Source organism: Pseudophaeobacter arcticus DSM 23566 (genome assembly GCF_000473205.1).
GTDB lineage: Bacteria > Pseudomonadota > Alphaproteobacteria > Rhodobacterales > Rhodobacteraceae > Pseudophaeobacter > Pseudophaeobacter arcticus.
The window spans coordinates 2,573,786-2,599,175 of the sequence record NZ_KI421507.1; the positions used below are offsets into that span (position 1 = coordinate 2,573,786).

At 59.9% G+C, this 25,390-nt stretch carries 22 protein-coding genes; 5 read left to right on the forward strand and 17 right to left on the reverse strand.

Annotated elements, in window-relative coordinates; all coding sequences use genetic code 11:
- Nucleotides 1-215: 215 nt before the first annotated feature.
- Together ARCT_RS0116695 and mce are read right to left on the reverse strand one after the other, a co-directional pair.
- Nucleotides 216-491, reverse strand: coding sequence for a DUF1467 family protein (locus tag ARCT_RS0116695; RefSeq protein ID WP_027241091.1), 276 nt, complete (start codon nucleotides 489-491; stop codon nucleotides 216-218).
- A 68-nt stretch (nucleotides 492-559) separates the two neighbouring features.
- Complete coding sequence (gene mce / locus ARCT_RS0116700; RefSeq protein WP_009811569.1) at nucleotides 560-964, reverse strand: methylmalonyl-CoA epimerase; 405 nt, start codon at nucleotides 962-964, stop codon at nucleotides 560-562.
- A gap of 237 nt (nucleotides 965-1,201) precedes the next feature.
- Between mce and ARCT_RS0116705 the strand changes: the two genes are divergently transcribed.
- Entirely contained in the window at nucleotides 1,202-1,921 is a 720-nt protein-coding gene (locus tag ARCT_RS0116705; protein ID WP_027241092.1) for a response regulator, read from the forward strand.
- A 2-nt stretch (nucleotides 1,922-1,923) separates the two neighbouring features.
- Nucleotides 1,924-2,076 carry a hypothetical protein gene (locus ARCT_RS28075; RefSeq protein ID WP_154665384.1) on the forward strand — a complete coding sequence of 51 codons (153 nt, stop codon included), beginning with the start codon at nucleotides 1,924-1,926 and terminating at the stop codon, nucleotides 2,074-2,076.
- A 51-nt stretch (nucleotides 2,077-2,127) separates the two neighbouring features.
- Here ARCT_RS28075 and ARCT_RS0116715 read toward each other — a convergent pair whose 3' ends face one another.
- The 5 genes from ARCT_RS0116715 to ARCT_RS26400 form a co-directional block, all read right to left on the reverse strand.
- On the reverse strand, nucleotides 2,128-3,366 hold the full coding sequence (locus ARCT_RS0116715) for a DUF1501 domain-containing protein (protein ID WP_027241093.1): 1,239 nt from the start codon (nucleotides 3,364-3,366) through the stop codon (nucleotides 2,128-2,130).
- 22 nt (nucleotides 3,367-3,388) lie between these two features.
- Nucleotides 3,389-4,774, reverse strand: coding sequence for a DUF1800 domain-containing protein (locus ARCT_RS0116720; RefSeq protein ID WP_027241094.1), 1,386 nt, complete (start codon nucleotides 4,772-4,774; stop codon nucleotides 3,389-3,391).
- A gap of 423 nt (nucleotides 4,775-5,197) precedes the next feature.
- Entirely contained in the window at nucleotides 5,198-7,051 is a 1,854-nt protein-coding gene (aspS, locus tag ARCT_RS0116725) for an aspartate--tRNA ligase (protein WP_027241095.1), read from the reverse strand.
- A 442-nt stretch (nucleotides 7,052-7,493) separates the two neighbouring features.
- Nucleotides 7,494-8,183, reverse strand: a complete 690-nt coding sequence (locus ARCT_RS0116730) for an aminotransferase class IV family protein (protein ID WP_027241096.1) — start codon at nucleotides 8,181-8,183, stop codon at nucleotides 7,494-7,496.
- The gene (locus ARCT_RS26400; protein WP_379573700.1) at nucleotides 8,117-9,364 is read right to left on the reverse strand and encodes an aminodeoxychorismate synthase component I; all 1,248 of its coding nucleotides are present in this window, start codon (nucleotides 9,362-9,364) and stop codon (nucleotides 8,117-8,119) included. Before ARCT_RS26400 ends, ARCT_RS0116730 begins: the two co-directional genes overlap by 67 nt.
- 243 nt (nucleotides 9,365-9,607) lie before the next feature.
- On the opposite strand from ARCT_RS26400, the gene carB reads away from it, so the two are divergent.
- Nucleotides 9,608-12,976: a carbamoyl-phosphate synthase large subunit gene (gene carB / locus ARCT_RS0116740; protein WP_027241097.1), complete on the forward strand. Its 3,369-nt coding sequence runs from the start codon at nucleotides 9,608-9,610 to the stop codon at nucleotides 12,974-12,976.
- Between the two features lie 110 nt (nucleotides 12,977-13,086).
- Here carB and ARCT_RS0116745 read toward each other — a convergent pair whose 3' ends face one another.
- The 4 genes from ARCT_RS0116745 to ARCT_RS0116760 form a co-directional block, all read right to left on the reverse strand.
- Nucleotides 13,087-13,968, reverse strand: coding sequence for a delta-class carbonic anhydrase (locus ARCT_RS0116745; RefSeq protein ID WP_027241098.1), 882 nt, complete (start codon nucleotides 13,966-13,968; stop codon nucleotides 13,087-13,089).
- A gap of 161 nt (nucleotides 13,969-14,129) precedes the next feature.
- Nucleotides 14,130-17,171 (reverse strand): efflux RND transporter permease subunit, encoded by a 3,042-nt coding sequence (locus ARCT_RS0116750; protein WP_027241099.1) that lies wholly within the window; start codon nucleotides 17,169-17,171, stop codon nucleotides 14,130-14,132.
- Between the two features lie 10 nt (nucleotides 17,172-17,181).
- The gene (locus ARCT_RS0116755) at nucleotides 17,182-18,255 is read right to left on the reverse strand and encodes an efflux RND transporter periplasmic adaptor subunit (protein ID WP_084300892.1); all 1,074 of its coding nucleotides are present in this window, start codon (nucleotides 18,253-18,255) and stop codon (nucleotides 17,182-17,184) included.
- 3 nt (nucleotides 18,256-18,258) lie between these two features.
- The gene (locus tag ARCT_RS0116760) at nucleotides 18,259-18,741 is read right to left on the reverse strand and encodes a MarR family winged helix-turn-helix transcriptional regulator (RefSeq protein WP_027241101.1); all 483 of its coding nucleotides are present in this window, start codon (nucleotides 18,739-18,741) and stop codon (nucleotides 18,259-18,261) included.
- A gap of 176 nt (nucleotides 18,742-18,917) precedes the next feature.
- Here ARCT_RS0116760 and ARCT_RS0116765 point away from each other — a divergent pair, with 176 nt between their 5' ends.
- Nucleotides 18,918-20,045 carry a beta-ketoacyl-ACP synthase III gene (locus ARCT_RS0116765; RefSeq protein WP_027241102.1) on the forward strand — a complete coding sequence of 376 codons (1,128 nt, stop codon included), beginning with the start codon at nucleotides 18,918-18,920 and terminating at the stop codon, nucleotides 20,043-20,045.
- A gap of 77 nt (nucleotides 20,046-20,122) precedes the next feature.
- On the opposite strand, the gene ARCT_RS0116770 is transcribed toward ARCT_RS0116765, so the two are convergent.
- Nucleotides 20,123-20,599, reverse strand: coding sequence for a hypothetical protein (locus tag ARCT_RS0116770; RefSeq protein ID WP_027241103.1), 477 nt, complete (start codon nucleotides 20,597-20,599; stop codon nucleotides 20,123-20,125).
- Between the two features lie 546 nt (nucleotides 20,600-21,145).
- Between ARCT_RS0116770 and ARCT_RS0116775 the strand changes: the two genes are divergently transcribed.
- A complete protein-coding gene (locus ARCT_RS0116775) occupies nucleotides 21,146-21,730 on the forward strand; it encodes a thymidine kinase (RefSeq protein ID WP_027241104.1) in 585 nt (194 codons plus the stop codon).
- Between the two features lie 96 nt (nucleotides 21,731-21,826).
- Here ARCT_RS0116775 and ARCT_RS0116780 read toward each other — a convergent pair whose 3' ends face one another.
- The 5 genes from ARCT_RS0116780 to ARCT_RS0116800 form a co-directional block, all read right to left on the reverse strand.
- Entirely contained in the window at nucleotides 21,827-22,777 is a 951-nt protein-coding gene (locus ARCT_RS0116780) for a 2-hydroxyacid dehydrogenase (RefSeq protein ID WP_027241105.1), read from the reverse strand.
- Nucleotides 22,778-22,779: 2 nt separating this feature from the next.
- Complete coding sequence (locus ARCT_RS0116785) at nucleotides 22,780-23,118, reverse strand: tRNA-binding protein (RefSeq protein WP_027241106.1); 339 nt, start codon at nucleotides 23,116-23,118, stop codon at nucleotides 22,780-22,782.
- Complete coding sequence (proC, locus tag ARCT_RS0116790; RefSeq protein ID WP_027241107.1) at nucleotides 23,111-23,926, reverse strand: pyrroline-5-carboxylate reductase; 816 nt, start codon at nucleotides 23,924-23,926, stop codon at nucleotides 23,111-23,113. The genes ARCT_RS0116785 and proC overlap by 8 nt, the downstream gene beginning before the upstream one ends.
- Before the next feature lie 43 nt (nucleotides 23,927-23,969).
- On the reverse strand, nucleotides 23,970-24,470 hold the full coding sequence (locus tag ARCT_RS0116795) for a type III secretion system chaperone family protein (RefSeq protein WP_027241108.1): 501 nt from the start codon (nucleotides 24,468-24,470) through the stop codon (nucleotides 23,970-23,972).
- A gap of 674 nt (nucleotides 24,471-25,144) precedes the next feature.
- Nucleotides 25,145-25,387, reverse strand: a complete 243-nt coding sequence (locus ARCT_RS0116800) for an accessory factor UbiK family protein (protein ID WP_027241109.1) — start codon at nucleotides 25,385-25,387, stop codon at nucleotides 25,145-25,147.
- Nucleotides 25,388-25,390: the final 3 nt, after the last annotated feature.

Below are 25,390 nucleotides of genomic sequence, written 5' to 3' on the forward strand. Positions count from 1 at the left end.
CAGCGCACCATAGGTGCGCTGCCGGGCCCAACGGGAGGCAGGTCTTTTGCAAAAAGGCCAACGACGGGCGGGAGCCCCCCCCGAGCAGCCAAAAGCCGCGATCGCGGTGATAACCCCAGACAGATCCGACCAGGCAAATCCGACCTGGCAGATCCCAGCAGACTAACCCCAGACGATCTGGAAACGGGGCCCACCGAACAGTTTCAGACCAAGATCTATGAGGGATCCGGCAACCGGTCGAACCAGTCAAAGTCATTCACGCTGATCACGCCGGACAGGATAATCCCCGCGATCACGGCCCACAACAGGATGGTGACCCCTGTGGTGATCATCGCCTTTTGCTTCAGGTAGTGGTTCTCTGGCGCGCCAGCATGGGTTCCAGGTTCAACCCTGCCCTTTTCGCCCTGCGTCTCGATCCGAATCGGGATGATGACCAGAAAGGTCATGAACCAGATCACAGCAAACAGAACCAAACCGGATGTAATCGCCATTATTTCTCTTCCTTAAAAGCAACGGGCTGCACAAGGTCCACAGCCTGTAGAACCTGTGCAACCTAGACTCAAACCTGTTCGAGTTCCACCAGGCAACCGTTGAAGTCTTTTGGATGCAGGAACAAGACCGGCTTGCCATGCGCCCCGATCTTTGGTTCGCCACTGCCCAGAACCCGAGCACCCTCGGCTTGCAGATGGTCGCGCGCAGCCAGGATGTCATCAACCTCATAACAGATATGGTGAATGCCACCGGCCGGGTTCTTTTCCAGGAAGCCATTGATCGGAGAGTTATCCCCCAGCGGGTAGAGCAGCTCGATCTTGGTATTTGGCAATTCGATAAAAACAACTGTTACCCCGTGGTCCGGCTCATCCTGCGGCGCGCCCACCTTGGCGCCGAGCGTGCTGCGGTACTGGGCCGATGCGGCCTCAAGGTCGGGAACGGCGATGGCTACGTGGTTCAGGCGCCCAATCATGATGTGACTTCTCCTTGGTAAGATTAGTGTTGCTGACTTATGCTCAATTGCGGCAATCCGGCGCAAGTGCGCCAATGCGCCCAGCCCCCCACAGATCCCGCAGGGACTGGGCCGCGCCCGCCCTCCAGCCTCCCCGCGTAGCGTTGCATCGGGTCCAACAGTCCTTTGGGGCGCTGTTAACTTCGAATTAGCCTCAAATTTATAGCGTCATATCCTATCCGGTAAGGAGTAAGAGTTATGGACGATTCGGAACTGTTTGCAGCCGCCCAAAGACTACCAAGTACCCGCCGCCCCTTGTTGGGGCTGACCATTTTGGTCATCGAAGACAGCCGCTATGCCTGCGAGGCCCTGCGCCTGCTCTGTCTGCGCAGCGGCGCACGTATTCGACGGGCAGACTGCCTTAAATCTGCCCGCCGCCATCTGCAGGTCTATCGTCCCTCGGTGGTGATTACAGATGTTGGCTTGCCGGATGGCTCCGGAATTGACCTGATCAGGGAAATGAATGTTGCCCGCCCGCGGGTCAGGATCATTCTGGCGATCTCGGGCGATGAAAACGTCGAAGACGCCAGCCTTGCTGCTGGTGCCGATGGTTTCCTGGCCAAACCCATCACCTCACTGGCGGCCTTTCAGAATGCCATTCTGTCGCGCCTCCCGGACGACAACCAACCCAGCGGCCCGCGCCAGATCACCGACGAGACGGTGGAGCCAGATCCAATCGCCTTTCTTGATGACATGGCCCATGCAGCAGATGTGCTGAACCAAACACGGGAAGAAAAATCCCTGGATTATCTGGCCCAGTTCATTGGCGGGGTTGCCCGCAGCGCCGGAGACCACCCCCTGGCCAAGGCCGCAGAAAATCTGGCCCGCGCCAGATCCGAAGGCCGCCCCGTCGCCGGCGTTGCCGCCGTGGTCGCCGGGCTGGTCCAAGAGCGTCTAGAACGAAAGATTGCCATCTGATCATGTTCGAATTCTTTTCGACCGCCCTGGCGACCCTCGCCATTGTTCTGTACCTGCAGGCGCGCCATTGCGCCCGGATCATTCGTCGCAACCGTGACAATGCGCCAAACGCCGTGAGATCCTTGCAGATCGACCCAAACGAGTTGCCGCGGTAGTGTAGTGTGCGCTGATCCCCGCGCACAGGGCCGCACGACAACAGGCAGCCCCTATCGTAAAAACCCGGGATCCTGCCCCATCTGCAAACCTGGGAAAACCTGCTGCTCGAGATCGGTTTGCCCGGTGCCTGTCAGCCCCCGCATGATCCAGGCCGAGACCGCCCGGACATCCCCGGTGGGCATCAGATCGCGCCGATTATAAAGCGCGGCTTCCTCCAGTCCCGGCCAGCGCCCATAGACCCTGCCTCCCCGGATGGCACCGCCGGCCAGAACCATCGCCCCGCCAGTGCCGTGATCCGTGCCGCCTGTGCCATTCTCGCGCACCGTGCGCCCAAATTCGGTCATTGCCACAATCGCCGTCTTATCCCAGATCAAGGGTCCAACCCCTTGTTTCAAAGCCAAGATACAGCCGGAAAGCCGCTTCAAAGCGGCCCCCAACCCGCGCTTTTGCTGGCTATGGGTATCCCAGCCATTTAATGAAAACGACGCAATTCGGGTGTCCCCACGCAGTTGTTTGGCGGCAAATTCCGCCAGTTTCAGATGCGCCTTGCCGGGGGTCACACCTGGCATCCCCTGCGGCTGCGCCGCGCTGCCCGCTCCTGTGGTGACCTGCTCCGCATCCAAGCGCGACAGGGCAAGCGCCTCTGACAGGGCGGCGGAAAACAGCGGATCATCCTGCATCATCACCCCGGCCAGCCGTTCCGCCTGCGGGCTCAGCGCCAGATCCGCATCCGGCGACCAGTCAGAGACCGGCGCCGCCCCGTGCAACAGCTGTAGATCCCCGTGACCAATGGCAAAAGCAGTGCGGGCGGCGACCCCACTGTGCAATTGCAAAAGCCGGTTGAGCCAGCCATCGCGCCGCTCCCCCAGGCCCATGGTCCCCGCTTCCAGCAGGTCCTGGCCATCAAAATGGCTGCGCCGGTCCCGGTAGGGGGTTGAAACCGCCTGCACAAAGGCAAGCTCCCCCTGCTGCCAAAGCGGCATCACCCCTGCCAGATCCGGGTGCATCGCAAAAAAACCGTCAAGATCCAGACCAACCTCAGCCTCCTGTCCGGGCTGCCCCGCCCGCCTCACAAGGCCGGGGCGGAGACCGGCAAAATTCACATCCCCATAGGGCCGGATCGCATCCAGCCCATCCATGCCGCCGCGCAGGATGATCACCACCAGACGCTGATCCCAGGGTGCTGCGGCAAGGCTCACCGGGGTGATCAGCGGGCTCGCGGCAAGCGAACAGCCCAAAAGGCCACTGCGGGTCAGGAATGTTCTGCGCGAAAGTGCCGAATCTGCCATGTCAAATCCCTTTGATTGCCGGTTATCGCCGCTGAAAGGCGGGTGAGCAAAGCACCAGCCCAAGTGCTTCCCCCCGGGTTTCGGCAGCCGAGGCGACAAATTGCACCCCTGGATTGGCCCGCGCCCCAAGGCACTGCTGCGCAAAGCCCAGTGGATCCGGTAAGGGCTCCACCAGCCGCTGCGGCGCCGCCATGGCCCAGCGTAGCCGCGCCGATAGCCCCTGCGGGGTGATCCAGGCCGCATCCGCCTCGGCCCAGCCATCCGGCCCCACCGGCGACTGCCAGTCCTGCCCCATGAGCTTTAGGGGCGCGATAAAGCCGCGGCGGATCTGCTTTGGTGTCCAACCTGCCAAAAGCGCCGGGGCAACCCCCAGGCCACGGCAGGCAGAAGCCAGAAAATCAAAGGGAGGTTTCACATTGCGCAGCTCAGGCTGCCAGGATGTGGCATGGCTCAGCAGCGCCGTATAGACCTCAAGCAGATCCCCACCGCTGTCGTGATAGGCCGTTGTCAGATCCGCAACCAGATCCGGATCGGGCTGGTCTTGGGTGAAATGCACCGCCAGTTTTTGGGCGATATGCGCGGCCGTCGCGGGATGGCGCGCCAGATCCCGCAGCACCTGCAGCACTGGTGCCAGTGCTGGCTCAGCCCCGCCATAGACCCGGCCCAGAACGGTTTCTGCGCCGGGTTCAGCCATCCGTTGATCAAAGACAAAGCCCTTTTCGACCCCGTAGCTGAGCCCGGTGAACAATTCGGCCAGTTGCCGCACGTCCTTTTGACCATAGGGGCCATCAACGCCAAGGGTGTGCAGCTCCAGCACCTCGCGGGCCAGATTTTCATTCAAGCCACCGCGCCCGCCCTGCCGCCGCGACAGGGCGCTGTTTTCCCCGCGCGAGCGAAATTGATCAAGGTAGTGCAACATCAAAGGATTGGTGAGCGCCGCAATCAACAGATCCTCAAAACGGCCCGTGATATTGGGCCGAATAGCGCTTTCGACATAGCCATAGGCCAGCGGCCGCATCGCCCTGTTCTTACCCTTTGCGGTAAAATGATCCGCCCAGAACAGGGTCAACCGCTCGCGAAAGCCGTCTTGTGTTGTCACATGCCGCAACAACAGCTGGCGAAACCACAGGTCGCGCTGTTGCAGATACTCCCGGCGAAAGCGTTTAAAGGCCTTTTCCGCCAGTTTGGCCTCTGGCGTTGTGCGCTTGCTGCGGTTGAGTTTTCGCAGTTTGGCAAAGACACGCACCAAGGCCAGGATCTCATCCGTTTTTGCGATAGGAAAGTGATCTGCAGCCCTGTCTGGCCCCTGAAGCCGGGCCAGCATCACATCGGCCGAGGTGACGGGCGCAAGTGTTGGCGACAGGCCGCTGCCAAACCGGATTTCGGCCAACTGCGGATCAAATACCATCGCCTTACTCCCCTGCTCACCCGCGAGCTCCCTCTGGCGGTGCAGAGTACGCCAGATCAGGGGCGTTTCCGGATCACCTCTGGATCTCAGCTTACCCTAGGCTGTTGCGGTGAGACTGGCACCCCGTTTTGTCGCGATACGCATGATCCAGCTCAGTGTGGTGGGTCAGGCCGTATTATCTGGTCCATACATCTGGGGCGGGTATCTGGGGCGGGTAACAGAAACAGGCATCTGGGGCTCTGCCCCCGCGCCCAAGGGCGCTCCCCCGGGATATTTTGGGCCAAATGAAAGCTATGGCGGCTCTAGATCTAGGGGGGGGCCGCTCCGCAAGACCGCGCGTGACAGGGGGGGGGCGATAGAAAAGCCCCCCCGAGAGCTGGGCTTTCGGGGGGGGGGAAGCTGTTGCGCCGCGGTGTTTGCCGCTTACTGGTCCTGAGGGATCAGCCGCAGGCCGAGCTCCATCAGCTGGTCAGACATTGGCTCGGAGGGGGCGGACATCATCAAGTCTTCGGCGCGTTGGTTCATCGGGAACATGATGACCTCGCGAATATTGGCCTCATCCGCCAGGAGCATCACCATACGGTCGATACCAGCGGCGCAGCCCCCGTGGGGCGGGGCACCATATTGGAAGGCATTGACCATGCCGCCAAAGCGTTTTTCGACCTCGTCCTTGCCGTAGCCGGCGATTTCAAAGGCTTTGAACATGATTTCGGGGCGGTGGTTGCGGATCGCACCCGAGACCAGCTCGTAGCCGTTGCAGGCCAGGTCATATTGGTAGCCCAGCACCTCAAGCGGGTTGCCCTCAAGCGCCTCCATGCCGCCCTGCGGCATCGAGAAAGGGTTATGCTCAAAGTCGATCTTGCCGGTTTCGTCGTCGGCCTCATAGATCGGGAAGTCGACAACCCAGGCAAAGGCAAAACGGTCCTTGTCGGTGAGGCCCAGCTCTTCGCCGATCACGTTGCGGGCACGACCAGCAACGCCTTCGAAGGCTTTGGGCTTGCCGCCGAGGAAGAAGGCAGCATCGCCCACGTCAAGGCCGAGCTGCTGGCGGATCGCTTCGGTGCGCTCGGGGCCGATGTTCTTGGCCAGGGGGCCTGCGGCTTCGTTGCCCAGGGTGATCTCGCCGGATTTGACCAGGGCGTTGACCTCTTTGACGGTGATGCCGCGCTCCTGAGCAATGCTGTCGGGCGACTGTTTGCGCCAGAAGATATAGCCCATGCCGGGCAGGCCTTCTTTTTGTGCAAAGGCGTTCATGCGGTCGCAGAACTTGCGGCTGCCGCCGGTGGGTGCAGGAATGGCGCGCACTTCGGTGCCGTCCTGTTCCAGCAGTTTGGCAAAGATGGCAAAGCCGGAGCCGCGGAAGTGCTCGGAGACCACCTGCATCTTGATCGGGTTGCGCAGGTCGGGCTTGTCGGAGCCATACCAAAGCGCCGCATCGCGGTAAGAGATCTGTGGCCAGTCCGTGTCGACCTTGCGACCCCCGCCGAACTCCTCAAAGACGCCCTGCATCACCGGCTGGATGGTATCAAAGACATCCTGCTGGGTGACAAAGGACATCTCCAGGTCGAGCTGGTAGAAATCGGTGGGCGAGCGGTCGGCGCGCGGGTCCTCGTCGCGGAAACAGGGCGCGATCTGGAAGTATTTGTCAAAGCCCGAGACCATCATCAGCTGCTTGAACTGCTGCGGCGCCTGCGGCAGCGCGTAGAACTTGCCCGGGTGCAGACGTGAGGGCACCAGGAAGTCGCGCGCGCCTTCGGGGGAGGAGGCGGTGATGATCGGGGTTTGGTATTCGTTGAAGCCCTTGTTCCACATGCGCTTGCGGATTGACTGCACCATGTTGGAGCGCAGCAGCATGTTTGCCTGCATCTTCTCGCGGCGCAGGTCGAGGTAGCGATAGCGCAGACGGGTTTCCTCGGGGTATTCCTGCTCGCCAAAGACCATCAGCGGCAGCTCTTCGGCTTTGCCCAGGACTTCGATGTCGCGGATAAAGACCTCGATCTCACCGGTGGGCAGCTTGTCGTTGACCAGGCTTTCGTCGCGCGCCAGCACGTTGCCGTCGATGCGGATACACCATTCTGAGCGGACCTTTTCGATCTCGGCAAAGACCGGGCTGTCGGGGTCGGCCATCACCTGGGTGATGCCATAGTGGTCGCGCAGGTCGATGAACAGCAACCCGCCATGATCGCGGACGCGGTGGACCCAGCCGGAGAGGCGGACGGTGTCGCCCACGTTGGATTTGTTCAGTTCGGCGCAGGTATGGCTGCGATAGGCATGCATGGCGTGACCTTTCGGTATGCGGGTCTAGTCTTGGGGCGGGCCGTCATTCGGAAAATGCACATTGGCACGCTGAATTCGGCGCAGAATTCGTCTGGGCCGATACACAGGGTTGTGCCGCTGTTGTCAAGCAAACTGCGACGTTTTCCCCCTATTGAGGGCCCAGAGGGGCAACAGAGGGGGGACACTCTGCCAAGGTAGCGCTCCCGCAGCCCCTGAAACCCTGCCGCCAAGGCGGCAGCGCTGTCGGGCTTTGGGCCCAGCGCCGCGCCTCTGGCGCGGCGCAGTTGGCGCCTTACAGTCTGGTTTTTTCCAGATCCGCCCGCGATCGCAGACCCACCGCAGCGCGCCGCAGGCGCGCTGCCACCCCCAAGGGCAGGCCTGGTCTGGCGCCAGCCGGACATGGCCTGCGCGCGGGAGCCCCCCCCCCCTTTTGTTCGAGCGATCAGGCCAGCGGCTCTGATGACCCCTGGTAGAGTGCCGGGATCTCACCACGTAGGGAATTGCCCAAGGTAACCGCCTGAGCCTGACGCAGATCACGCGGGGTGACCAGCTGTTCCTCAACCTGACCCGTGTCCAACAGGTGCTGACGCAACACCCCAGGCAGCAGCCCCGAGGACAGCGGTGGGGTCACGCGCCTGCCTGAGCGCAGGGTTACAAAGAGATTTGTTATCGTGCCTTCACATATTTCGCCGCGCTCATTCAAGAACACCAGCTCATCAAGCCCGCGCGGCATCTGTTGCCGAACCCGGTCATATAGCGCGCGACGAGTGGTTTTATGGCGCAGAAACACATCATCGGACCGGAGCGTGTTTGCGGCGGCGATGGCAAACCGCCACTGCGCCGGCCTGGGCGGCATCGGTGCATACTCCAGGGCCAAGGTGCCATCCATTGCCAGTGTCAGACGACAGCGCAGGGCCGTTTTACCGGCCGCCAGCGCCGCAATCCGCTGCGCGGCCGCCTGCCGGTCAAAGCCAATCAAAAACACCTGCGCTGAGGCCGCCATACGCGCCAGATGCAGGTTTTGACGAATTGCCCCCTGCCCAGGATAATGGCCAAAGGTTTCGATCAGGCGGAACGTGGCATCGTCTTTGAGGGCAGCGAGGAGGTCAGTTGGGCAAAACGCGCTTTCCATAGGGCTTCCTCATACTCCGACTGGGCGGTACTATCCCAGACAACACCGCCGCCAACATTCAACCTGGCGCGGCCCGCATCAACCATCAGCGTGCGAATGCCCACGTTGAAACTGCTCGCCCCATCCGGAGCCATCCAGCCGATGCTGCCACAATAGATATCGCGCGCCCAGGGCTCCAGTTCCGACAGGATCTCCATCGCGCGGATCTTTGGCGCACCGGTGATCGAGCCGCAGGGGAACAGCGCCTGCAGGATCTGCCCCAGCCCCACATCCGGGCGCAGCTGCGCCTGCACGGTCGAGACCATCTGATGCACCGTGGCGTAGCTTTCTACCGCAAAGAGCTCTGGCACGGTGACCGAGCCCAGTTTGGCGATACGCGAGATATCATTGCGCAACAGATCCACAATCATCAAATTCTCGGCGCGGTTCTTTTCGTCCTGACGCAGAAAATCCCGCGCCTTGTTATCCTCAACCGGATCAGCGCTGCGCGGCTGGGTGCCTTTCATTGGCCGGGTCTCAATCCGGCCCTCGGCATCGGTGCGAAAAAACAGCTCAGGCGAGCGCGACAGCAGATCCGGCAAGCCTTCCTGCAGCACCAGGGCGCCGTGGCCCACCTGCTGGCGCGCCGTCAAAGCCGCATACAGATCTTCCGAACTGCCCCAGATCTCTGCATCAATCGGGAAGGTCAGATTGGCCTGATAGATATCCCCCGCCCCGATGGCCTCCTTCACCGTGCCAAAGGCCTTGGCGTAGGCGGCAAAACTCCAGCGCGGCCGCAGATCGCCCAGGCCACCCAGATCGCTCAGGCCACCCAGATCGCCCAGGCCACCCCGCGCAGGGGCCTCCGGCGGGTGTTTCGCGCGCGAAACAGTTTGCGGCTGCGCATAGACACCAAAGCACAGCAGCGGCAGGCAGCGATTATCGGGCATCCGCGTCGCCAGACTGGGCTCCAGCGCATATCCAAGCTCATAGGTGGCATAGCCCGCCAGCCAATGCCCCTGCTGCTGCACCGCGTCCAGAGCGGCGAGTGCTGCGGGGACCTGTTGCGCAGAATCAGCGCGGATCACCCGCAGGGGATTGGAGAACTGCATCCCCTGCCCCCGGTCCGGTCCCCAGTGCTGCCCTCGGTCCGACCCCCGGTGATTCCACTGATCTGGTCCCTGATCAAAACGGATCTGCACAGATCACCTCTCATTATTTGGATATTTCTCTTGCCCCCGCATATATCCGTTCGCTATGCGAACAAAAGCAATAAAAGCGGCAATTCGAAGCGCGTGTCCGATCCCTCTTGCACCTTTTTGCGCTACCCCTATAACGCAGGACAATTTGGGCGCTTGGGGGGACCCGACTCGCCATTGAACTCAGAACGTCTGCCAACCTGCTTTGGCCTCGCCGCTCGCACTTAATCGAAGGAAACACTTCCCATGCCAAAAAGAACCGACATCCAGTCGATCATGATCATTGGTGCGGGGCCCATCATCATTGGGCAGGCCTGCGAATTCGACTATTCCGGTGCCCAGGCCTGCAAGGCCCTCAAGGAAGAGGGCTACCGGGTTATCCTGGTGAACTCCAACCCGGCCACCATCATGACCGACCCCGGTCTGGCGGATGCCACCTATATCGAACCAATCACCCCCGAGGTGGTTGCCAAGATCATCGAAAAAGAACGCCCCGACGCGCTGCTGCCCACCATGGGCGGCCAGACGGGGCTCAACACCTCGCTGGCGCTGGAAGAAATGGGTGTGCTGGCGGAATTTGGCGTCGAGATGATTGGGGCCACCCGCGAAGCCATCGAGATGGCCGAGGATCGCAAACTGTTCCGCGATGCGATGGATCGTCTGGGCATTGAAAACCCCCGCGCCACCATCGTCACCGCGCCAAAGCTGGAAGACGGCAAGGCCGATCTCAATGAAGGCGTGCGCATCGCTTTGGAAACGCTCGAAGATATCGGCTTGCCCGCGATTATCCGCCCCGCCTTTACCATGGGCGGCACCGGCGGTGGTGTTGCCTATAACCGGGAAGACTATGAACATTTCTGCCGCACCGGCATGGATGCCTCGCCGGTCAATCAGATCCTGGTCGACGAGAGTCTGCTGGGCTGGAAAGAATTTGAGATGGAGGTGGTCCGTGACAAGGCGGATAACGCCATCATCGTCTGCGCCATTGAAAACATCGACCCCATGGGCGTGCACACCGGCGATTCGATCACCGTGGCCCCGGCGCTGACGCTGACGGACAAAGAATACCAGATCATGCGGACCCATTCGATCAACGTGCTGCGCGAGATCGGCGTCGAAACCGGCGGCTCCAACGTGCAATGGGCGGTGAACCCCGCCGATGGCCGTATGGTGGTCATCGAGATGAACCCACGGGTGTCGCGTTCTTCGGCGCTGGCCTCCAAGGCCACCGGCTTCCCGATTGCCAAGATTGCCGCCAAACTGGCTGTGGGCTACACGCTGGACGAGCTGGACAACGACATCACCAAGGTCACACCGGCCTCGTTTGAGCCTTCGATCGACTATGTGGTCACCAAGATCCCCAAATTCGCCTTTGAGAAATTCCCCGGCTCCGAACCCTATCTGACCACCGCGATGAAATCCGTGGGCGAAGCCATGTCGATTGGCCGCACCATCCACGAATCGATGCAAAAGGCGCTGGCCTCGATGGAATCGGGCCTCACCGGCTTTGATGAGATCGAAATCCCTGGTCTGACCATCGGCACCTGGGACATCGCCACCGACAGTGCCACCGACAAGGCCGCGGTGATCAAGGCGATCAGCCAGCAGACCCCGGACCGGCTGCGCACCATCGCCCAGGCGATGCGTCATGGCCTCAGCAACGATGAGATCCACGGTGTCACCAAATTTGACCCCTGGTTCCTGGATCGTATCCGCGAGATCGTCGAAGCCGAAGCAGAGGTGTGCAGCAACGGTCTGCCAAGCGATGAGAAGGCGCTGCGCCACCTCAAGATGCTTGGCTTTACCGATGCCCGTCTGGCCAACCTGACCAAGGCCACGGAAAAATCCGTGCGCGACACACGGATTGCCAAAGGCGTGACGGCCGTGTTCAAGCGCATCGACACCTGCGCCGCCGAATTTGAGGCCCAGACCCCCTATATGTATTCCACCTATGAGACCCCGATGATGGGCGACGTGGAATGTGAGGCACGGCCCTCGGATCGCAAAAAGGTTGTCATCCTGGGTGGTGGTCCCAACCGGATTGGTCAGGGCATCGAGTTTGACTACTGCTGCTGTCACGCCTGCTACGCGCTGACGGACGCGGGCTATGAGACCATCATGGTCAACTGCAACCCCGAAACGGTGTCGACCGACTATGACACCTCGGATCGTCTGTATTTTGAACCGCTGACGTTTGAACACGTGATGGAAATCCTGCGGGTCGAGCAGGAAAACGGCACCCTGCACGGGGTCATCGTACAGTTTGGCGGTCAGACCCCGCTGAAACTGGCCAACGCGCTGCAGGACGAGGGCATTCCAATCCTGGGCACCACCCCGGACGCCATTGATCTGGCCGAAGACCGCGAGCGGTTCCAGGAGCTGGTCAACAATCTGGGGCTGAAGCAGCCGCATAACGGCATTGCCTCGACTGATGAGCAAGCCCTGGAAATCGCCGAAGAAATTGGTTTCCCGCTGGTGATCCGCCCCTCCTATGTGCTGGGGGGCCGGGCGATGGAGATCGTCCGCGATATGGATCAGCTGCGCCGCTACATCGCGGAAGCCGTGGTGGTCTCCGGCGACAGCCCGGTGCTGCTGGACAGCTATCTCTCTGGCGCGGTTGAACTGGACGTGGATGCGATCTGCGACGGCACCGACGTGCATGTGGCAGGCATCATGCAGCATATCGAGGAGGCCGGTGTGCACTCGGGCGACAGTGCCTGTTCGCTGCCCCCCTACTCCCTGTCCAAGGATCTGATCGAAGAGGTCAAGACCCAGACCTATGCGCTGGCCAAGGCGCTGAATGTTGTCGGCCTGATGAACATCCAGTTTGCCATCAAGGACGGCGAAATCTTCCTCATTGAGGTAAACCCCCGCGCCAGCCGCACCGTGCCCTTTGTGGCCAAGGCCACCGACAGCGCCATTGCATCTATTGCGGCGCGGGTGATGGCGGGTGAGAAACTCACCGCCTTCCCGCACCGTGGCCCCTACAAGCCTGATGCCGGCTATGATGTGAACACGCCAATGGCGGATCCGATGACCCTGGCCGATCCCGATATGCCCTGGTTCTCGGTGAAAGAAGCGGTGCTGCCCTTTGCCCGTTTCCCCGGCGTTGACACCATTCTGGGGCCAGAGATGCGCTCGACTGGTGAAGTCATGGGCTGGGACCGCGACTTCCCACGTGCCTTCCTCAAGGCGCAGATGGGGGCTGGCATGGTGCTGCCATCTGAAGGCCGTGCCTTTATCTCGATCAAGGACGCCGACAAGGGCGCCCCGATGCTGGAAGCGGCCACTGTGCTGATCGAGCAAGGCTTTACCCTGATGGCCACCAGTGGCACCCATAAATGGCTCGATGGTCACGGCGTTGCCTGTGAGCTGGTCAACAAGGTCTATGAGGGCCGCCCGCATGTGGTGGATCTGCTGAAAGATGGCCATGTGCAGCTGTTGATGAACACCACCGAGGGTGCGCAGGCTGTGGAAGACAGCAAGGAAATGCGCTCGGTGGCGCTCTATGACAAGATCCCCTACTTCACCACCGCCGCAGCCTCGAACGCTGCCGCGCTGGCGATCAAGGCCCAGGCCGAAGGCGATGTGGAAGTGAAGAGCCTACAGGGCTAGTTGGCGCATTTTCAAAGCAGAAAAACAAAACCCCGGTTCATTGAGCCGGGGTTTCGTTTTTTGGCAGGTCCCAATCCTCGCCTTCAAAGCTTTGTGTAAATCGCGCGCCGTTAGTGCTCGATCACAGACAGCAGGTCGCGGTTGATCACCAGATTGCGCACCCCATGGGCATGGTCTTCGTCAAACCTGTTGTAAGACAGCCATTTGGCAACAGACTGAATGCTGACCTTGGCGACCTTGGGCCGCACGCCCCAGGTCACCTGAAAGGGGGAGCCCTTCTCATTGTAGCTGGGGCCGGTTGTTGACCCGGAATACTCCACCACCGGCCCGGTGTTTGTGGGAATATTGATGGCCTGGGTCAGGCCGTTTTGCTGTTGCAGCCGGGTCAGCTTGGTGAAATCCAGCGCGGTTTCGTCATTCACCAGCACATAGACCTGAGCCTCGACGCGCAGCTGTGGGTTCTTGATCGCCTCGCTGAGGCACGACCCAAGGGTCGGGCCCGGATCAACCCGCGCCGTGGTATGGACGTAGTGCACCTCGATGGTGTCACCAGGGACCAGGCTGCCATGTTCGGTGACGCCGACCTCCGCCTCCAGCGGCATGAGTTCAGCCGGGCTCAGCGTGCCTGAGTATTTGTAGCCACTGCCATAGCCATGCCCGTCACCATTGCCGGCAAATGTCGTGAACTCGCCCCCGCGATGCTCCGCATTCTCATGGAAATGGATGTTGCACAGGTTCATCTCGGTGTAGGGCGGCGCCGCTTCGAATTCCACGTGGTTGGTCCCGGCGGGGCTGTCGATATCACGTGGCGACTGGGGGCCAAAACCTGCAAAAAGCGTATTTTCCAGCAGATGTGCGCGCTGCGTTTCCACAACCGAGTTCGGCACGGCTTCCGCCTCGCCGCCATGCCCCTCCGACGCGGCATGAGCACCGCCATTCCAGGCGGCCATCGTGACAAGAGACGCGGCAATCAAAGATATTGGTTTTTGCATTGGGTGTCCCCTGAGTGGATACGGTGTAGTTAACTTGCCCAGCAGCATAACCTCAGGCTCTTAAATTTTCGTTTTAGTGCCGCTTAGCCCCTCACAATTAGACCCTCACAATGCAAAAAGGCCCCGAACGCCGGGGCCTTTTCTTTTCCTGATTGGAGATGTCAGGCAGCTGCCAACCTGCGTTTTTCATCGCGGGCAAAGAAGATCAGGTAGAACACCGGCGCCGCCACCAGGGTCAGCACGGTGGCAAAGGCCAGACCGCCCATGATGGTCACCGCCATGGAAACAAAGAAGGCGTCCCACAACAGTGGGATCATGCCAAGGATGGTGGTCACTGCCGCCAGCATTACCGGACGCAGACGCGACACCGAAGCCTCGACAATGGCGTCGCGCAGGGGTTTGCCCTCTTCGCGCACCAGATCGATTTCCTCGACCAGAACGATACCGTTCTTGATCAACATGCCAGATAGGCTGAGCAGCCCCAGAAGCGCGGTGAAGGTGAAGGGCAGACCGGTTCCCAGCAAACCCATAGCCACGCCATTGACGGACATGGGCACCAAGAGCCAGATGATGATCGGCTGGCGGATGGCGTTGAACAGGAAGACCGAGATCATCACCATGATCAGCGCCGTCACCGGCAACTGCTTGCCCAGGCTCTTGTTGGCGTCGCCCGAGCTTTCATGATCGCCGCCCCATTCCATGGTGTAGCCCTGCGGCAGTTGCATCTCTTCGATGGTCGACTGGATCTCGGTAAAAACCGACGCCGCTGTCAGATCAACCGGAATATCGGCACCTACCGTGAGCGTAGGAACCCGGTCACGGCGGTACAACAAAGTGTCTTCCAGCTTCAGATCCACCCCGTCGATCATCTGCTCCATCGGCAGGAACTTCTGGGCGGTACTCGAATAGACCACCTGATCCATGAAGTTGTAGCTGCCCTCTTGTGGACGGCGGACAACAATCGGGATCAGCCGGTCCTGCTCGCGAAACACCCCGGCTTGCAACCCATCGGTTGAAAACAACAGCGTATCGGCGATGTCTTCGCGGGCGATGCCGGCAGTCTGCGCCCGGTCGGTGGCATAGCGCGGGGTCAGGACGAACTCGCGTTCCCGCCAATTCTGCCGGGTGTTGAGGATATTGGGCGAGGCCGCCTCCAGGCGCCGCATGGCCTCGTCTGCCAGCTGTCGCAGAACAGTTGAGTCGGGACCAGAAAAGCGCACCTGGATCGGATCACCGCCCCCGGGGCCAAAGACCAGCCGCTTGGTGCGGAATTCACCCTCTGGCAACTGTGCCTGGCCAAAGGCTTCGAGATCCGCCTGAAGCGGTGGAATTACCGAAATATCCGCGGTGCGAATGATCATGTGACCATAGCTCGGGTTTGGTTTCTCGGCATCATAGGTCAACAAAAAGCGCGAGGCCCCCTGCCCGACATAGGTGGAGAACTCCACCACGTCGTCGCGTTTGGACAGCCAGTCTTCAACCCGTTTCATATGGGCTGAGGTCGTCTCGATCGTGCTGCCCTGTGGCAGTTTGTAGTGCACAAAGAACAAAGGTGTATTGGAGTTCGGAAAGAACTGCTGTTTGACGGTGCCAAAGGCGGCAAAGCACACAACCGTCAGGCCGATCAGCCCGGCCACCACAAGCCAGCGCAGCTTGAGCGAGATCCGCAGCAGGCCACCATAGGCGCGAAACAGCAGGCCGCCATAGGCATCCGCACCCCCCTCTTGTCCCTGTTTGAAAAAGTAATGGCCCAAGATCGGCGTCGCCGTCAGCGCCAAAACCCAGCTCAGGAGCAGCGAAATGCCAATCACCGCAAAGAGCGAGAACAGGAATTCACCAGCCGAATCCGGGCTAAGCCCGATGCCGGCAAAGGCCATGATGCCAATAACCGTCGCCCCCAATAGCGGGATCTGGGTCTTGGCAGCCGCATCATGCGCCGCGTCGCGTGAATTCCGCCCGCGCTGCATGGAAATCTGCATGCCTTCGGCCACAACAATGGCGTTGTCCACCAGCATCCCCATGGCAATGATCAGCGCGCCCAGCGAAATCCTTTCCATTTCAATGGAAAACAGGTTCATGAACAGCAGCGTGCCCACCACCGTCAACAACAGCGTGGCACCAACGACCACAGACGCCCGCCAGCCCATGAACAAGGCCAGAACCGCCACAACAATTGCAACCGAGGTCGCCAGGTTGACCAAAAAGTCATTGGAGGCCTGATCCACCACCAGGTGCTGCTGGTAGATCGGCAAAAGCTCTACCCCAAAGGGGATTTGCGCATCCAGCTCGGCCAGACGGTCGTCAACCCGGTTGCCGACCTCGACGATATTTTCGCTGGCCAGGCCCGCGATTCCAAGGGTGAAGGCTTCGACACCATTAAAGCGGATCATCAGATCGGGATTGCTGACCCGCCCGCGGTAAACCTTTGCCATATCGACGACATTGATCACCTCCCCCTGAGAGCCAATGGACAGACCGGCAATCTGGGACACGGTATCCGACCCTTCCGGAGCGCTGATGCGGGTTTCGGCGGTTTCACCGTCCAAATACCCGGCCGAGCGCACCGTATTGGAGGTGGCGATAGAATTCGCAATCGCCGCAATCGAGATGTTCTGGTTGACCGAAATTGCCATATCTGGCTCAACAAAAACCGCCTCATCCGGCAGGCCCGAGATTTCGACATCGGCGACACCCTCCACGGCCAATAGCTCCCGGCGCAGGAAGGTGGCGAGTTGGTGCCGCTCCGCATCGGTGTAGCCTTCGGCGGTGACGGCATAAAACAACCCGAACACATCGCCAAAGCTGTCATTGACATAGGGCTGCGACACCCCATCCGGCAGCCCGCGCGACGCATCGCGGATCTTGGCGCGCAGATCGGTCCAGATGGCTGGCAGCTCGGTGCCGTCATAGGTGTCCTGCATCTCCACTTCGATCAATGAGTTGCCGGGGCGGTTGATCGAGGTGATGGTTTTCACTTCCCCCATTTTCTGAATGGCGGATTCCAGCGGCTCGGTGACTTCCCGCGCCACCTGTTCGGCGCTGGCGCCGGGGTAGTGGGTGACCACCACCGCCTGTTTGATGGTAAAGGCCGGGTCTTCCAGACGTCCGAGGTTCAAAAACCCCCAGATGCCGCCCAGCAAGGCCACCAGCATGATAATCCAAGTGTAAAGCGGCCGATCAATTGAGGCGCGTGCGATATCCATGCTCTCGACCTCAGTTCGTAAAGCCGGTGAACCGGCGGACCTTTTGTCCGTCGATCAGCGCACTGCCACCGGTGGAGACAATCTCCTCGCCACCTTGCAGCCCGGAAGAAATGGCAAAATTGCCATGTTGAGTTGCCGTCAGCTCAACCTTGACCCAGGTCACTTCACCGGTTTCGCCGCCTTTGGGGGTAAAGATCATAACCCCGGTTTCGCCTTCTGGTGTGGTCACAATCGCGGTGGAGGGCACCAGAATACCCTGTTCACCGGTATCAACCTTGACCCGTACTGCGGCTGAGGCCCCCGGCAGGATCTGGCGACCCTCGGGCGGCTGCATGCTAAAGGTCACCCGGTAAGTCTGGCCAATATTGCTGGCCTCAGCGGTAAATTCGAGAATTTCCAGCGGAAAGCTCTCGTCGCTGCCGGGGAAGGTGGCGATGGTGGCGACATTGTCACCGCGATCGGCGCGCTGAAACAGGACCTCCGGGACATCAACTTCGATATGCAGCTCCGACATGTCATGCAGACGCACAATCGGAGCCCCGGCTGCAACGGTGGTGAAATTCTCGACTTCGCGGGTGGACACCAGGGCCTCAAACGGGGCGTTCAACGTGGCATGGCGCAGTTCATATTCCGCATTGCGCAGGGCGACGCGAGCCAGCCCCGCCTGGGTCGTGGCATCCTCGATAGAAACCGCACTTACGGTGCCTTTCAGCTGCTGCAGACGGCTGACTGTTCTGTCCGCCTGCTCTTTTTGCAGCCGTGCCTGTTCGAGGTTCAGCTCAAAAGGTTCCAGATCCAATTCGGCGATCAACTGACCCTCGGGCACGATATAGCCTTCGGCAACCGGGAAGCGCATCACCTGACCGGGCACCTGAAAGGCCAGGTCAACCGTCTGTCTTGCCGCCACCTGGCCAAAGAACTGCCGTTCCAGCAAGCGGGTGCCGGATTGTGTTGTCATCAGTTTCACCGGCTTGAGCATTTCTTCTGCCTGCACGGGTCCGGGAACAGCGATCCCCGACACCACCAGCGCTGGCCCGGCCAACACCGGCATCAGGGCCACGGCTATCTTTTGCAATAGGTGCATGTCTTATTTCTCCTTGCCGGGACAGCGGTTGGCAGCCCCCAGAAACTTCTTTTGTAGCTTATCGGATAACACAGCAAATTGCTGAATATCGTCTTCATCTAGATCACAGATTTCTCGAAATGCCTGCTCTGCCCGTTTTTCCAGCGCATCGCGCAGGCTGTGCCCCTTGGCGGTGAGCTGCAGCAACAGGGCGCGCCGGTCCAGGGTATCCCGCACCCGCACTGCCAGGCCATCTTGTTCCAGCCGGTCAGCGGCCATGGTCACGCTCGAAGGCACCAGCATCAATGTCTTTGCCAGCTCCCCCATGCGACGGGGATCTGCCAGCTGCAGCAAAAGATAACATTCCACCCGCCCCAACCCGCTGATGATCTCCTGTTTTGCCAGGGCATCCTCCATACGCCAGTACAGAGCGAACATCGCAAGCAACGCCCGCATTTCGGGGCTGGTCTGCCTGGGAACAGTGGAGGGCGGTGCGGTGTTTGACATCTGGTCCGGATCAATTTGTTGTGATTCTTCTGCTATACTTCAGTTGCTGAACCTTTCATGTGATGAACATCACACTTGTGTTGACGAATCCGGGCTGCAGTACCTTTCGTAAACCTTGACCTTTGGGTAACAAAAGCGTCACAAATACAGCGTTTCTTCCCCATAGGGTCTCTGTCATGTACACAGCCGCAATCACCGGCACCGGGGTCTTTACCCCCTCCGAAACCATCACCAATGCTGAGCTGGTCGAGGCCTATAACGCCTATGCCGACAAGATAAACGCCGAAAACGCCGAGGCCATTGCCGCAGGCAGCTTTACCGCCCTGCCGCAGTCCTCGGAAGAGTTCATCTTTAAGGCCTCTGGCATCGAACAGCGCTATGTGATGGACAAGGCGGGGATTCTCAACCCCGAGATCATGTACCCCCAGCTGCGCCAACGGGACGATTCAGAGCCCGGCATCATGGCCGAAATCGCCCTGGACGCGGCTAAAAAGGCCCTGAAACAGGCCGGTAAAACCGCCGAAGACGTTGATCTGGTGATCTGTGCTGCCTCCAATATGGAGCGCGCCTACCCTGCGGTTGCCATCGAAATCCAGGACCTGTTGGGCATCAAGGGCTTTGCCTTTGACATGAATGTCGCCTGTTCCTCTGCCACCTTTGGCATTCAGACGGCCGTCGATATGATCCGCTCGGGCAGCATTCGCGCCGCGCTGGTGGTCAACCCCGAGATCTGTTCCGGCCACCTGGAATGGCGCGACCGCGACTGCCATTTCATCTTTGGCGATGTGGCTACCGCCACCCTGGTGGAACGGATCGAGGATGCCAAAGGCGACCATTTTGAGGTTCTCTCAACCCGCTGCGCCACTGAGTTTTCCAACAATATCCGCAACAACAACGGCTTTCTGCGGCGCTCGCGTCCCGATGGGGTGAAAGACCGGCGCGATATGCAGTTCATGCAGAACGGCCGCAAGGTGTTCAAGGAAGTGCTGCCCATGGTCAGCCAGCATATTGCCGATCATATGGCGGATGAGGGCATCCAGCGCCAAGAGCTGAAACGGCTCTGGCTGCATCAGGCCAACAAATCCATGAATGACTTCATTGGCAAAAAGACCCTGGGGCGGACGCCCGTTGCGGATGAGCAGCCCAATATCCTGCAGGACTATGCCAATACCTCTTCTGCCGGCTCAATTATTGCCTTTTCAAAATATTCCGACGATCTCAGCACAGGCGATCTGGGGCTGATCTGCTCCTTTGGGGCCGGCTATTCGGTGGGGTCGGTTATTCTGCGGCGTCACAGCGCCTAGACTGATTTGGTCACAAATAAAAACTGCGCGCCACCGGCGCGCAGGAAGCCTGCAGCAAGGCTTTCAAACCAACAGGTTTAGGCGCTTTCTTCTTCCAGGTGGAGCTTCATGTCGAGCAGCACATGCTGCAACATGACAGTTTCACGCAGCAGCCTCTTGGCCTCGTTCACCGTGATGATTCCGTCTTCGATGGCGGTTTGATATTCACTCATCAAAAAGGCAAATCGCTGGCTTAGCGCGATAACATCGGCATTCACCCCACCGCTGCGCGCGGTGTTGCTGCCTTCGCTATTGCTGCCGTTTTTGGTGCCATAGGACAGCGTGATGTTTTTCAGATCGGCCAGCGCAGAGGTCACATGCGGATACGACGCCTCTTTCTCCAGCTTGGCCACGGCATCAACCGGCATAAACCGGTCTGTATGCTCTGAATTGTCGGAATAATATCGCCCCAAAGTCGCCTTGGACTTACCGGTGATCTGGCAGGCTGCCTCGATCCCAACATCCTTTACCAGGGCCTCAGTATGCTTTTTCAGGTAGGTACCAATCTCTGCCATAAATTCTCACCAGCCATGCCGTGCCAAAAGGGGAAGGTCGGGAATAATTTCCCATGATGGTGTTGTAAAGTATTTGCTAATATTTCACCATCCCTAAGGTTTTCAGGGATTTAGCAAGTAACGGTGGGTATATTTTAGCCTGCCACGGTGTTTCAGAGCCAACTTAGTGAGTGGGTTTGGTTATGACACGGGACGCATTTTCCCGTGCTGTTAGAGTGGGCAACGTTTTTCGCCTGAGTACCCTTCCTGATGTGTCGGCATTACACGCCGAACAGCCCTTTGGATAAAACTCCTGGGTGTCAGGGGGGGTATGATTCCTGTTAGGCAGCCTGCAAACTCACCTAATCCGGCACCCAAAATACGCCTTAACATCCTAAAAATAAGTGATATTTTAAAACCCGGCCCGGGCGATCAGAGCAGTCTTGGACAGGGGCTTTCACCCCGTCAAAGCCGCTCTGCCCCTGCTGTGCCTTGGTATTGGATCTGTCTATTTGACCCTGCGCCAACCTCTTGCTCCCCCTGGCTCGGACACGGTAAAGGGAGGCCATGGCAAAGCTCTATTTCAACTACTCGACCATGAATGCCGGCAAATCGGCGGTTCTTTTGCAGGCGTCTCACAACTACCGCGAAAACCACATGGATACCTATCTGCTGACGGCGCAGATCGACTCGCGCGCGGGCCAAGGGAGAATCGCTTCGCGCATTGGCATCAGCGAAGCGGCCGACACCTTTGCCCCCGGCGAGGACCTGTTTGCCAAGATCAAGGCCCGTCTTGCCCAGGGCGAAGTCGCCAGTATCTTTGTTGATGAAGCCCAGTTTCTGACCGCTGATCAGGTCTGGCAGCTGGCCAGGGTGGTGGACGATCTTCGGGTGCCTGTGCTGTGCTACGGGCTGCGCGTGGATTTCCAGGGGCAGCTGTTTCCCGGCTCCGCCGCCCTTCTGGCGCTGGCCGATGAAATGCGCGAGGTGCGCACCATCTGTCATTGCGGCAAGAAGGCGACCATGGTGATCCGTCAGGATGCCACGGGCCGCGCCATCACCAAAGGTGACCAGGTCCAGATCGGCGGCAATGAAAGCTATGTCTCGCTGTGCCGCCGCCACTGGCGCGCTGCTGTCGCCGCAGAGAGCTAGACCAAGCCGCTTGAGGCGCTTGACGCCTGCGGGCTGGCTTTGTTTCGTCCGGGTTTTGATATCGGGGGGCCTCCAGCCCCCCTCACATTGACCGGCTCAGACCGCGTTTGGCAGCGGGTTTCCCGCCATAAAGGCGGCAATATTGTCCAAGGCCATATGCCCCATGGCGCTGCGCACCTCATCGGTTGCAGTCCCCAGATGCGGCAATAGCGTCACATTATCGAGATCCCGCAGCGCCTGCGGCACCTCCGGTTCGAACTCATAGACATCCAGGCCCGCTCCGGCGATACGCTGCTCTTGCAGGGCGGCAATCAAGGCCTCCTGCTGCACCACTTCACCGCGCGCGATATTGATCAGATGCGCGTTTGGCTGCATGGCCCCCAACACCTGTGCATCCACCAGATGCCGTGTCTCTGCCCCGCCTGGCACCGCCACCACCAGAAAATCCACCTGGGCTGCCAGCTGCTCAAGGTCGGGCAGCCGTGTGACAGGAAATCCTGGGGATTTGTCGCTGCGCGCGGCGTAAAACACCTGCATGCCAAAGCCAAAATGGCAGCGCCGGGCAATGGCGGCACCGATGCGCCCCATGCCGATCACCCCCAGCGTCTTTCCGGTCACATGCTGACCCAGCATCTGGGTCGGGTGCCATCCGGGCCAGTTGCCACTGCGCACCAGGCGTTCGCCCTCAGCGGCGCGACGCGCTGACATCAGTAGCAGCGTCAGAGCGATATCCGCTGTCGCATCGGTCACCGCGCCGGGGGTATTGCTGACCAAAACCCCCGAGGCCGCGGCCGCCGCGACGTCTATGTGGTTAAATCCAACACCAAAATTGGCCAGAAGCCTGCACCGTGGCTTTGCCACCTCAGCAAAGATCCCGGCATCAAAGCCATCGCCAAGCGTTGGCATCACCAGATCATAGTCCCGCAGCGCGCTGACCATCTCGTCATGGCTGAGCACCGTGGTCTCCGAACGGATCACCACGTCAAACTCTGCCCGCGCCCGCGCCTCTACCGCCGCAGTCATCGGGCGGGTAATCAACAGGTTCATTATCAGTGCATCCTACCACCCAAAGGCACCGGACCATCGGGGCCAACCAATCGGATCTCGCCTGCTTCATCCGGCAGGCCCAGCACCAGCACCTCGGACATGAATTTGCCGATCTGGCGCGGCGGAAAGTTCACCACAGCCATGACCTGTTTGCCAATCAAGGCCTCGGGCGTGTAATGCGCCGTCACCTGGGCCGAGGTCTTTTTCTCGCCAATCTCGGGTCCAAAGTCGATCCAGATCTTGATCGCCGGTTTGCGCGCCTCCGGGTAGGCTTCGGCCCGGATAACCTCGCCGACGCGAATATCCACCTTCATAAAGTCGTCAAATGTAATCTCAGCCACGCGAAAGCTCCTTGGACCGCTGGGTTGCCGCAGCCACCGCGCGGGTCAGCAGATCGGGAAAGCCGCTCTCTTCATTCATCAGCACCTCAAGCGCCGCCTGGGTGGTGCCATTGGGACTGGTGACATTGACGCGCAGCTGGCTGGGGCTTTCCTCAGCCGCTTGTGCCAGTGCCCCGGCCCCGGCCACCGTCGCCTTGGCCAGTTGCATCGCCAGATCTGCAGGCAGCCCCTGTGCCTCCCCGGCGGCAGCGAGGGTCTCAATCAGGTGAAACACATAGGCCGGACCAGAGCCGCTGACCCCGGTGACCGCATCTATCTGCGCCTCACTGTCCAGCCGCACAGTCTGGCCAATGGCAGCCAGCAAAGCCTCAGCCATGTCCAGATTGGCCGCCGAGGCATGGTCATTGCCAATGATCGCGCTGATCCCCTGACCAATGGCAGCCGGGGTATTGGGCATGGCACGCACAATGGGGGTCTGGGCGCCCAAGGTCTCCTCGAAGCTGGCAATTGATGTCCCCGCTGCAACCGAGACAAACAGCGTCTCGCCATTGCCCAGCGTCTGGAGTTTTGGCAGGGCGGCGCCCATCATCTGCGGTTTAACCGCCACCAGAACCAGGGCAGGCGCTGCAGGCAGATCAACATTGATATGCACGCCTGTGGCTTGCAGCCAATCTGAAGGATAAGGATCCAGCACCCAGACCGAAGAGGCAGGCAATCCCCCCTTCAGCCAGCCCGCCAGCATGGCAGAGCCCATTTTACCGCAGCCCAGCAGCACCAGCCCACGTGTTTCAATATCACTAGTGATCATCCACTCACCCTTTGCCACTAAATTATCATCTCAGGGCAGAGATTTACGCCCGACCATAGGCCTCTGCAATGGCAACCTGTATTGCATCACGTGGGGATTTGTCCGCCCAGGTGGCGAGCTGGATCGCCGGATAGTAGCGTTCGCAATTGGACACCGCCGCATGGATCATGGCGTCAACCTGTTCCGGACTGGCGGACTGCCCTCCGGCCAGAACCAGGCCATAGCGATACAGCATGACCTTGTGATCCGCCCAATAGGTAAAGCCTCCCGCCCAGCATTGATCATTCATCAGATTGATCAGCTCATACAGCTGCGGGATCTTGGACGCGGGAGGTTCCATCTCGTAGCTGCAGACCAGCCGCAGCGTTTCTTCATAGGCCGACCAGGCCAGTGTCAGGGAATATGTGCGCCACTGGCCCTCTACGGCCATGGCGATCTGATCGTCTCCGATGCGATCAAAATCCCAGTCGTGATGGGCTGCCAGGTTTTCGACGATATCAATTGGATGAATGTCGTCGTCCAGATGAAATTCGGAAAGGGCCATGTCTCACCTCTCAGGTCTCTAGCCGTTGGGGCCGAATTCGCCCCCTACAGCTAGGTTTCTGGTCAAGGGACCGGGGAGCATCCCCGCCTCCATACTAGATATGGTGGCAAGGGGTGTAGACTCTGGCAACCCTTTATTTGGGGATATCTTCAATAAGTTGTGGACGAATGACTATTGGCCGCAAGATATCGGCGGAATCGCGCGACAAATACGCTGTTTGGAGAAATTCCGCCGCCCGGCTCCAATCTGGTCATTTAACGTAACGGGCACTAAAGGCGGGCCAATGGCCCCGACCCTGCCCGGCAGCCACCCCACCGTTGACGCGCCACAATCCTTGCACAACCCCCCAAGCTGGCGCCGCGCAGGGGCAGGCCACATCACCCACAGCTCAAAACAAGACAGGTCAACAGCAAGACTGCCCAACAGCAACCTCAGGCCAACACCGAAACGGATACCTCTACAGGGGCTTTTGTTTCATCTTTCTACAAATACCTCCGCCGGAGGCATCCCAGATCTCGACGTGATGCGGCCAACAGCTCTGAAGCGACACAGGCAAATCTTGTTACCCCACAGGCCCTTCTTGTCACGACACGGGCTCATCCAGCCGGGACTATTTCAAACTGAAAGCTCCGCCGCGTCTCCCGCCAGGACGCCTGCCGGGACACACAGGACTGTCAGACTTTACTGTCGAGCGCGTCCAGACGTGCCTTCAAGGCTTCATTCTCTTCCCGCGCCTTCTGAGCCATGGCGCGCACCGCATCAAATTCTTCGCGGGTGACAAAGTCGCGATCCGCCAGCCAGCGGTCCATCAGGCTCTTCATCGCGGTTTCCGCCTCATCCTTTGCGCCCTGGGCCACGCCCATCGCATTGGTCATCAGCTGCGAAATGTCGTCCATGATCTTGTTTCGGCTCTGCATCAT

Bases quoted from the DNA above. Each gene is read 5' to 3' on its own strand.
- ARCT_RS0116695 (WP_027241091.1), bottom strand. From the start codon at position 491: ATGGCGATTACATCCGGTTTGGTTCTGTTTGCTGTGATCTGGTTCATG.
- mce (WP_009811569.1), bottom strand. From the start codon at position 964: ATGATTGGGCGCCTGAACCACGTAGCCATCGCCGTTCCCGACCTTGAG.
- ARCT_RS0116705 (WP_027241092.1), top strand. From the start codon at position 1,202: ATGGACGATTCGGAACTGTTTGCAGCCGCCCAAAGACTACCAAGTACC.
- ARCT_RS28075 (WP_154665384.1), top strand. From the start codon at position 1,924: ATGTTCGAATTCTTTTCGACCGCCCTGGCGACCCTCGCCATTGTTCTG.
- ARCT_RS0116715 (WP_027241093.1), bottom strand. From the start codon at position 3,366: ATGGCAGATTCGGCACTTTCGCGCAGAACATTCCTGACCCGCAGTGGC.
- ARCT_RS0116720 (WP_027241094.1), bottom strand. From the start codon at position 4,774: ATGGTATTTGATCCGCAGTTGGCCGAAATCCGGTTTGGCAGCGGCCTG.
- aspS (WP_027241095.1), bottom strand. From the start codon at position 7,051: ATGCATGCCTATCGCAGCCATACCTGCGCCGAACTGAACAAATCCAAC.
- ARCT_RS0116730 (WP_027241096.1), bottom strand. From the start codon at position 8,183: ATGGAAAGCGCGTTTTGCCCAACTGACCTCCTCGCTGCCCTCAAAGAC.
- carB (WP_027241097.1), top strand. From the start codon at position 9,608: ATGCCAAAAAGAACCGACATCCAGTCGATCATGATCATTGGTGCGGGG.
- ARCT_RS0116745 (WP_027241098.1), bottom strand. From the start codon at position 13,968: ATGCAAAAACCAATATCTTTGATTGCCGCGTCTCTTGTCACGATGGCC.
- ARCT_RS0116750 (WP_027241099.1), bottom strand. From the start codon at position 17,171: ATGGATATCGCACGCGCCTCAATTGATCGGCCGCTTTACACTTGGATT.
- ARCT_RS0116755 (WP_084300892.1), bottom strand. From the start codon at position 18,255: ATGCACCTATTGCAAAAGATAGCCGTGGCCCTGATGCCGGTGTTGGCC.
- ARCT_RS0116760 (WP_027241101.1), bottom strand. From the start codon at position 18,741: ATGTCAAACACCGCACCGCCCTCCACTGTTCCCAGGCAGACCAGCCCC.
- ARCT_RS0116765 (WP_027241102.1), top strand. From the start codon at position 18,918: ATGTACACAGCCGCAATCACCGGCACCGGGGTCTTTACCCCCTCCGAA.
- ARCT_RS0116770 (WP_027241103.1), bottom strand. From the start codon at position 20,599: ATGGCAGAGATTGGTACCTACCTGAAAAAGCATACTGAGGCCCTGGTA.
- ARCT_RS0116775 (WP_027241104.1), top strand. From the start codon at position 21,146: ATGGCAAAGCTCTATTTCAACTACTCGACCATGAATGCCGGCAAATCG.
- ARCT_RS0116780 (WP_027241105.1), bottom strand. From the start codon at position 22,777: ATGAACCTGTTGATTACCCGCCCGATGACTGCGGCGGTAGAGGCGCGG.
- proC (WP_027241107.1), bottom strand. From the start codon at position 23,926: ATGATCACTAGTGATATTGAAACACGTGGGCTGGTGCTGCTGGGCTGC.
- ARCT_RS0116795 (WP_027241108.1), bottom strand. From the start codon at position 24,470: ATGGCCCTTTCCGAATTTCATCTGGACGACGACATTCATCCAATTGAT.
- ARCT_RS0116800 (WP_027241109.1), bottom strand. From the start codon at position 25,387: ATGCAGAGCCGAAACAAGATCATGGACGACATTTCGCAGCTGATGACC.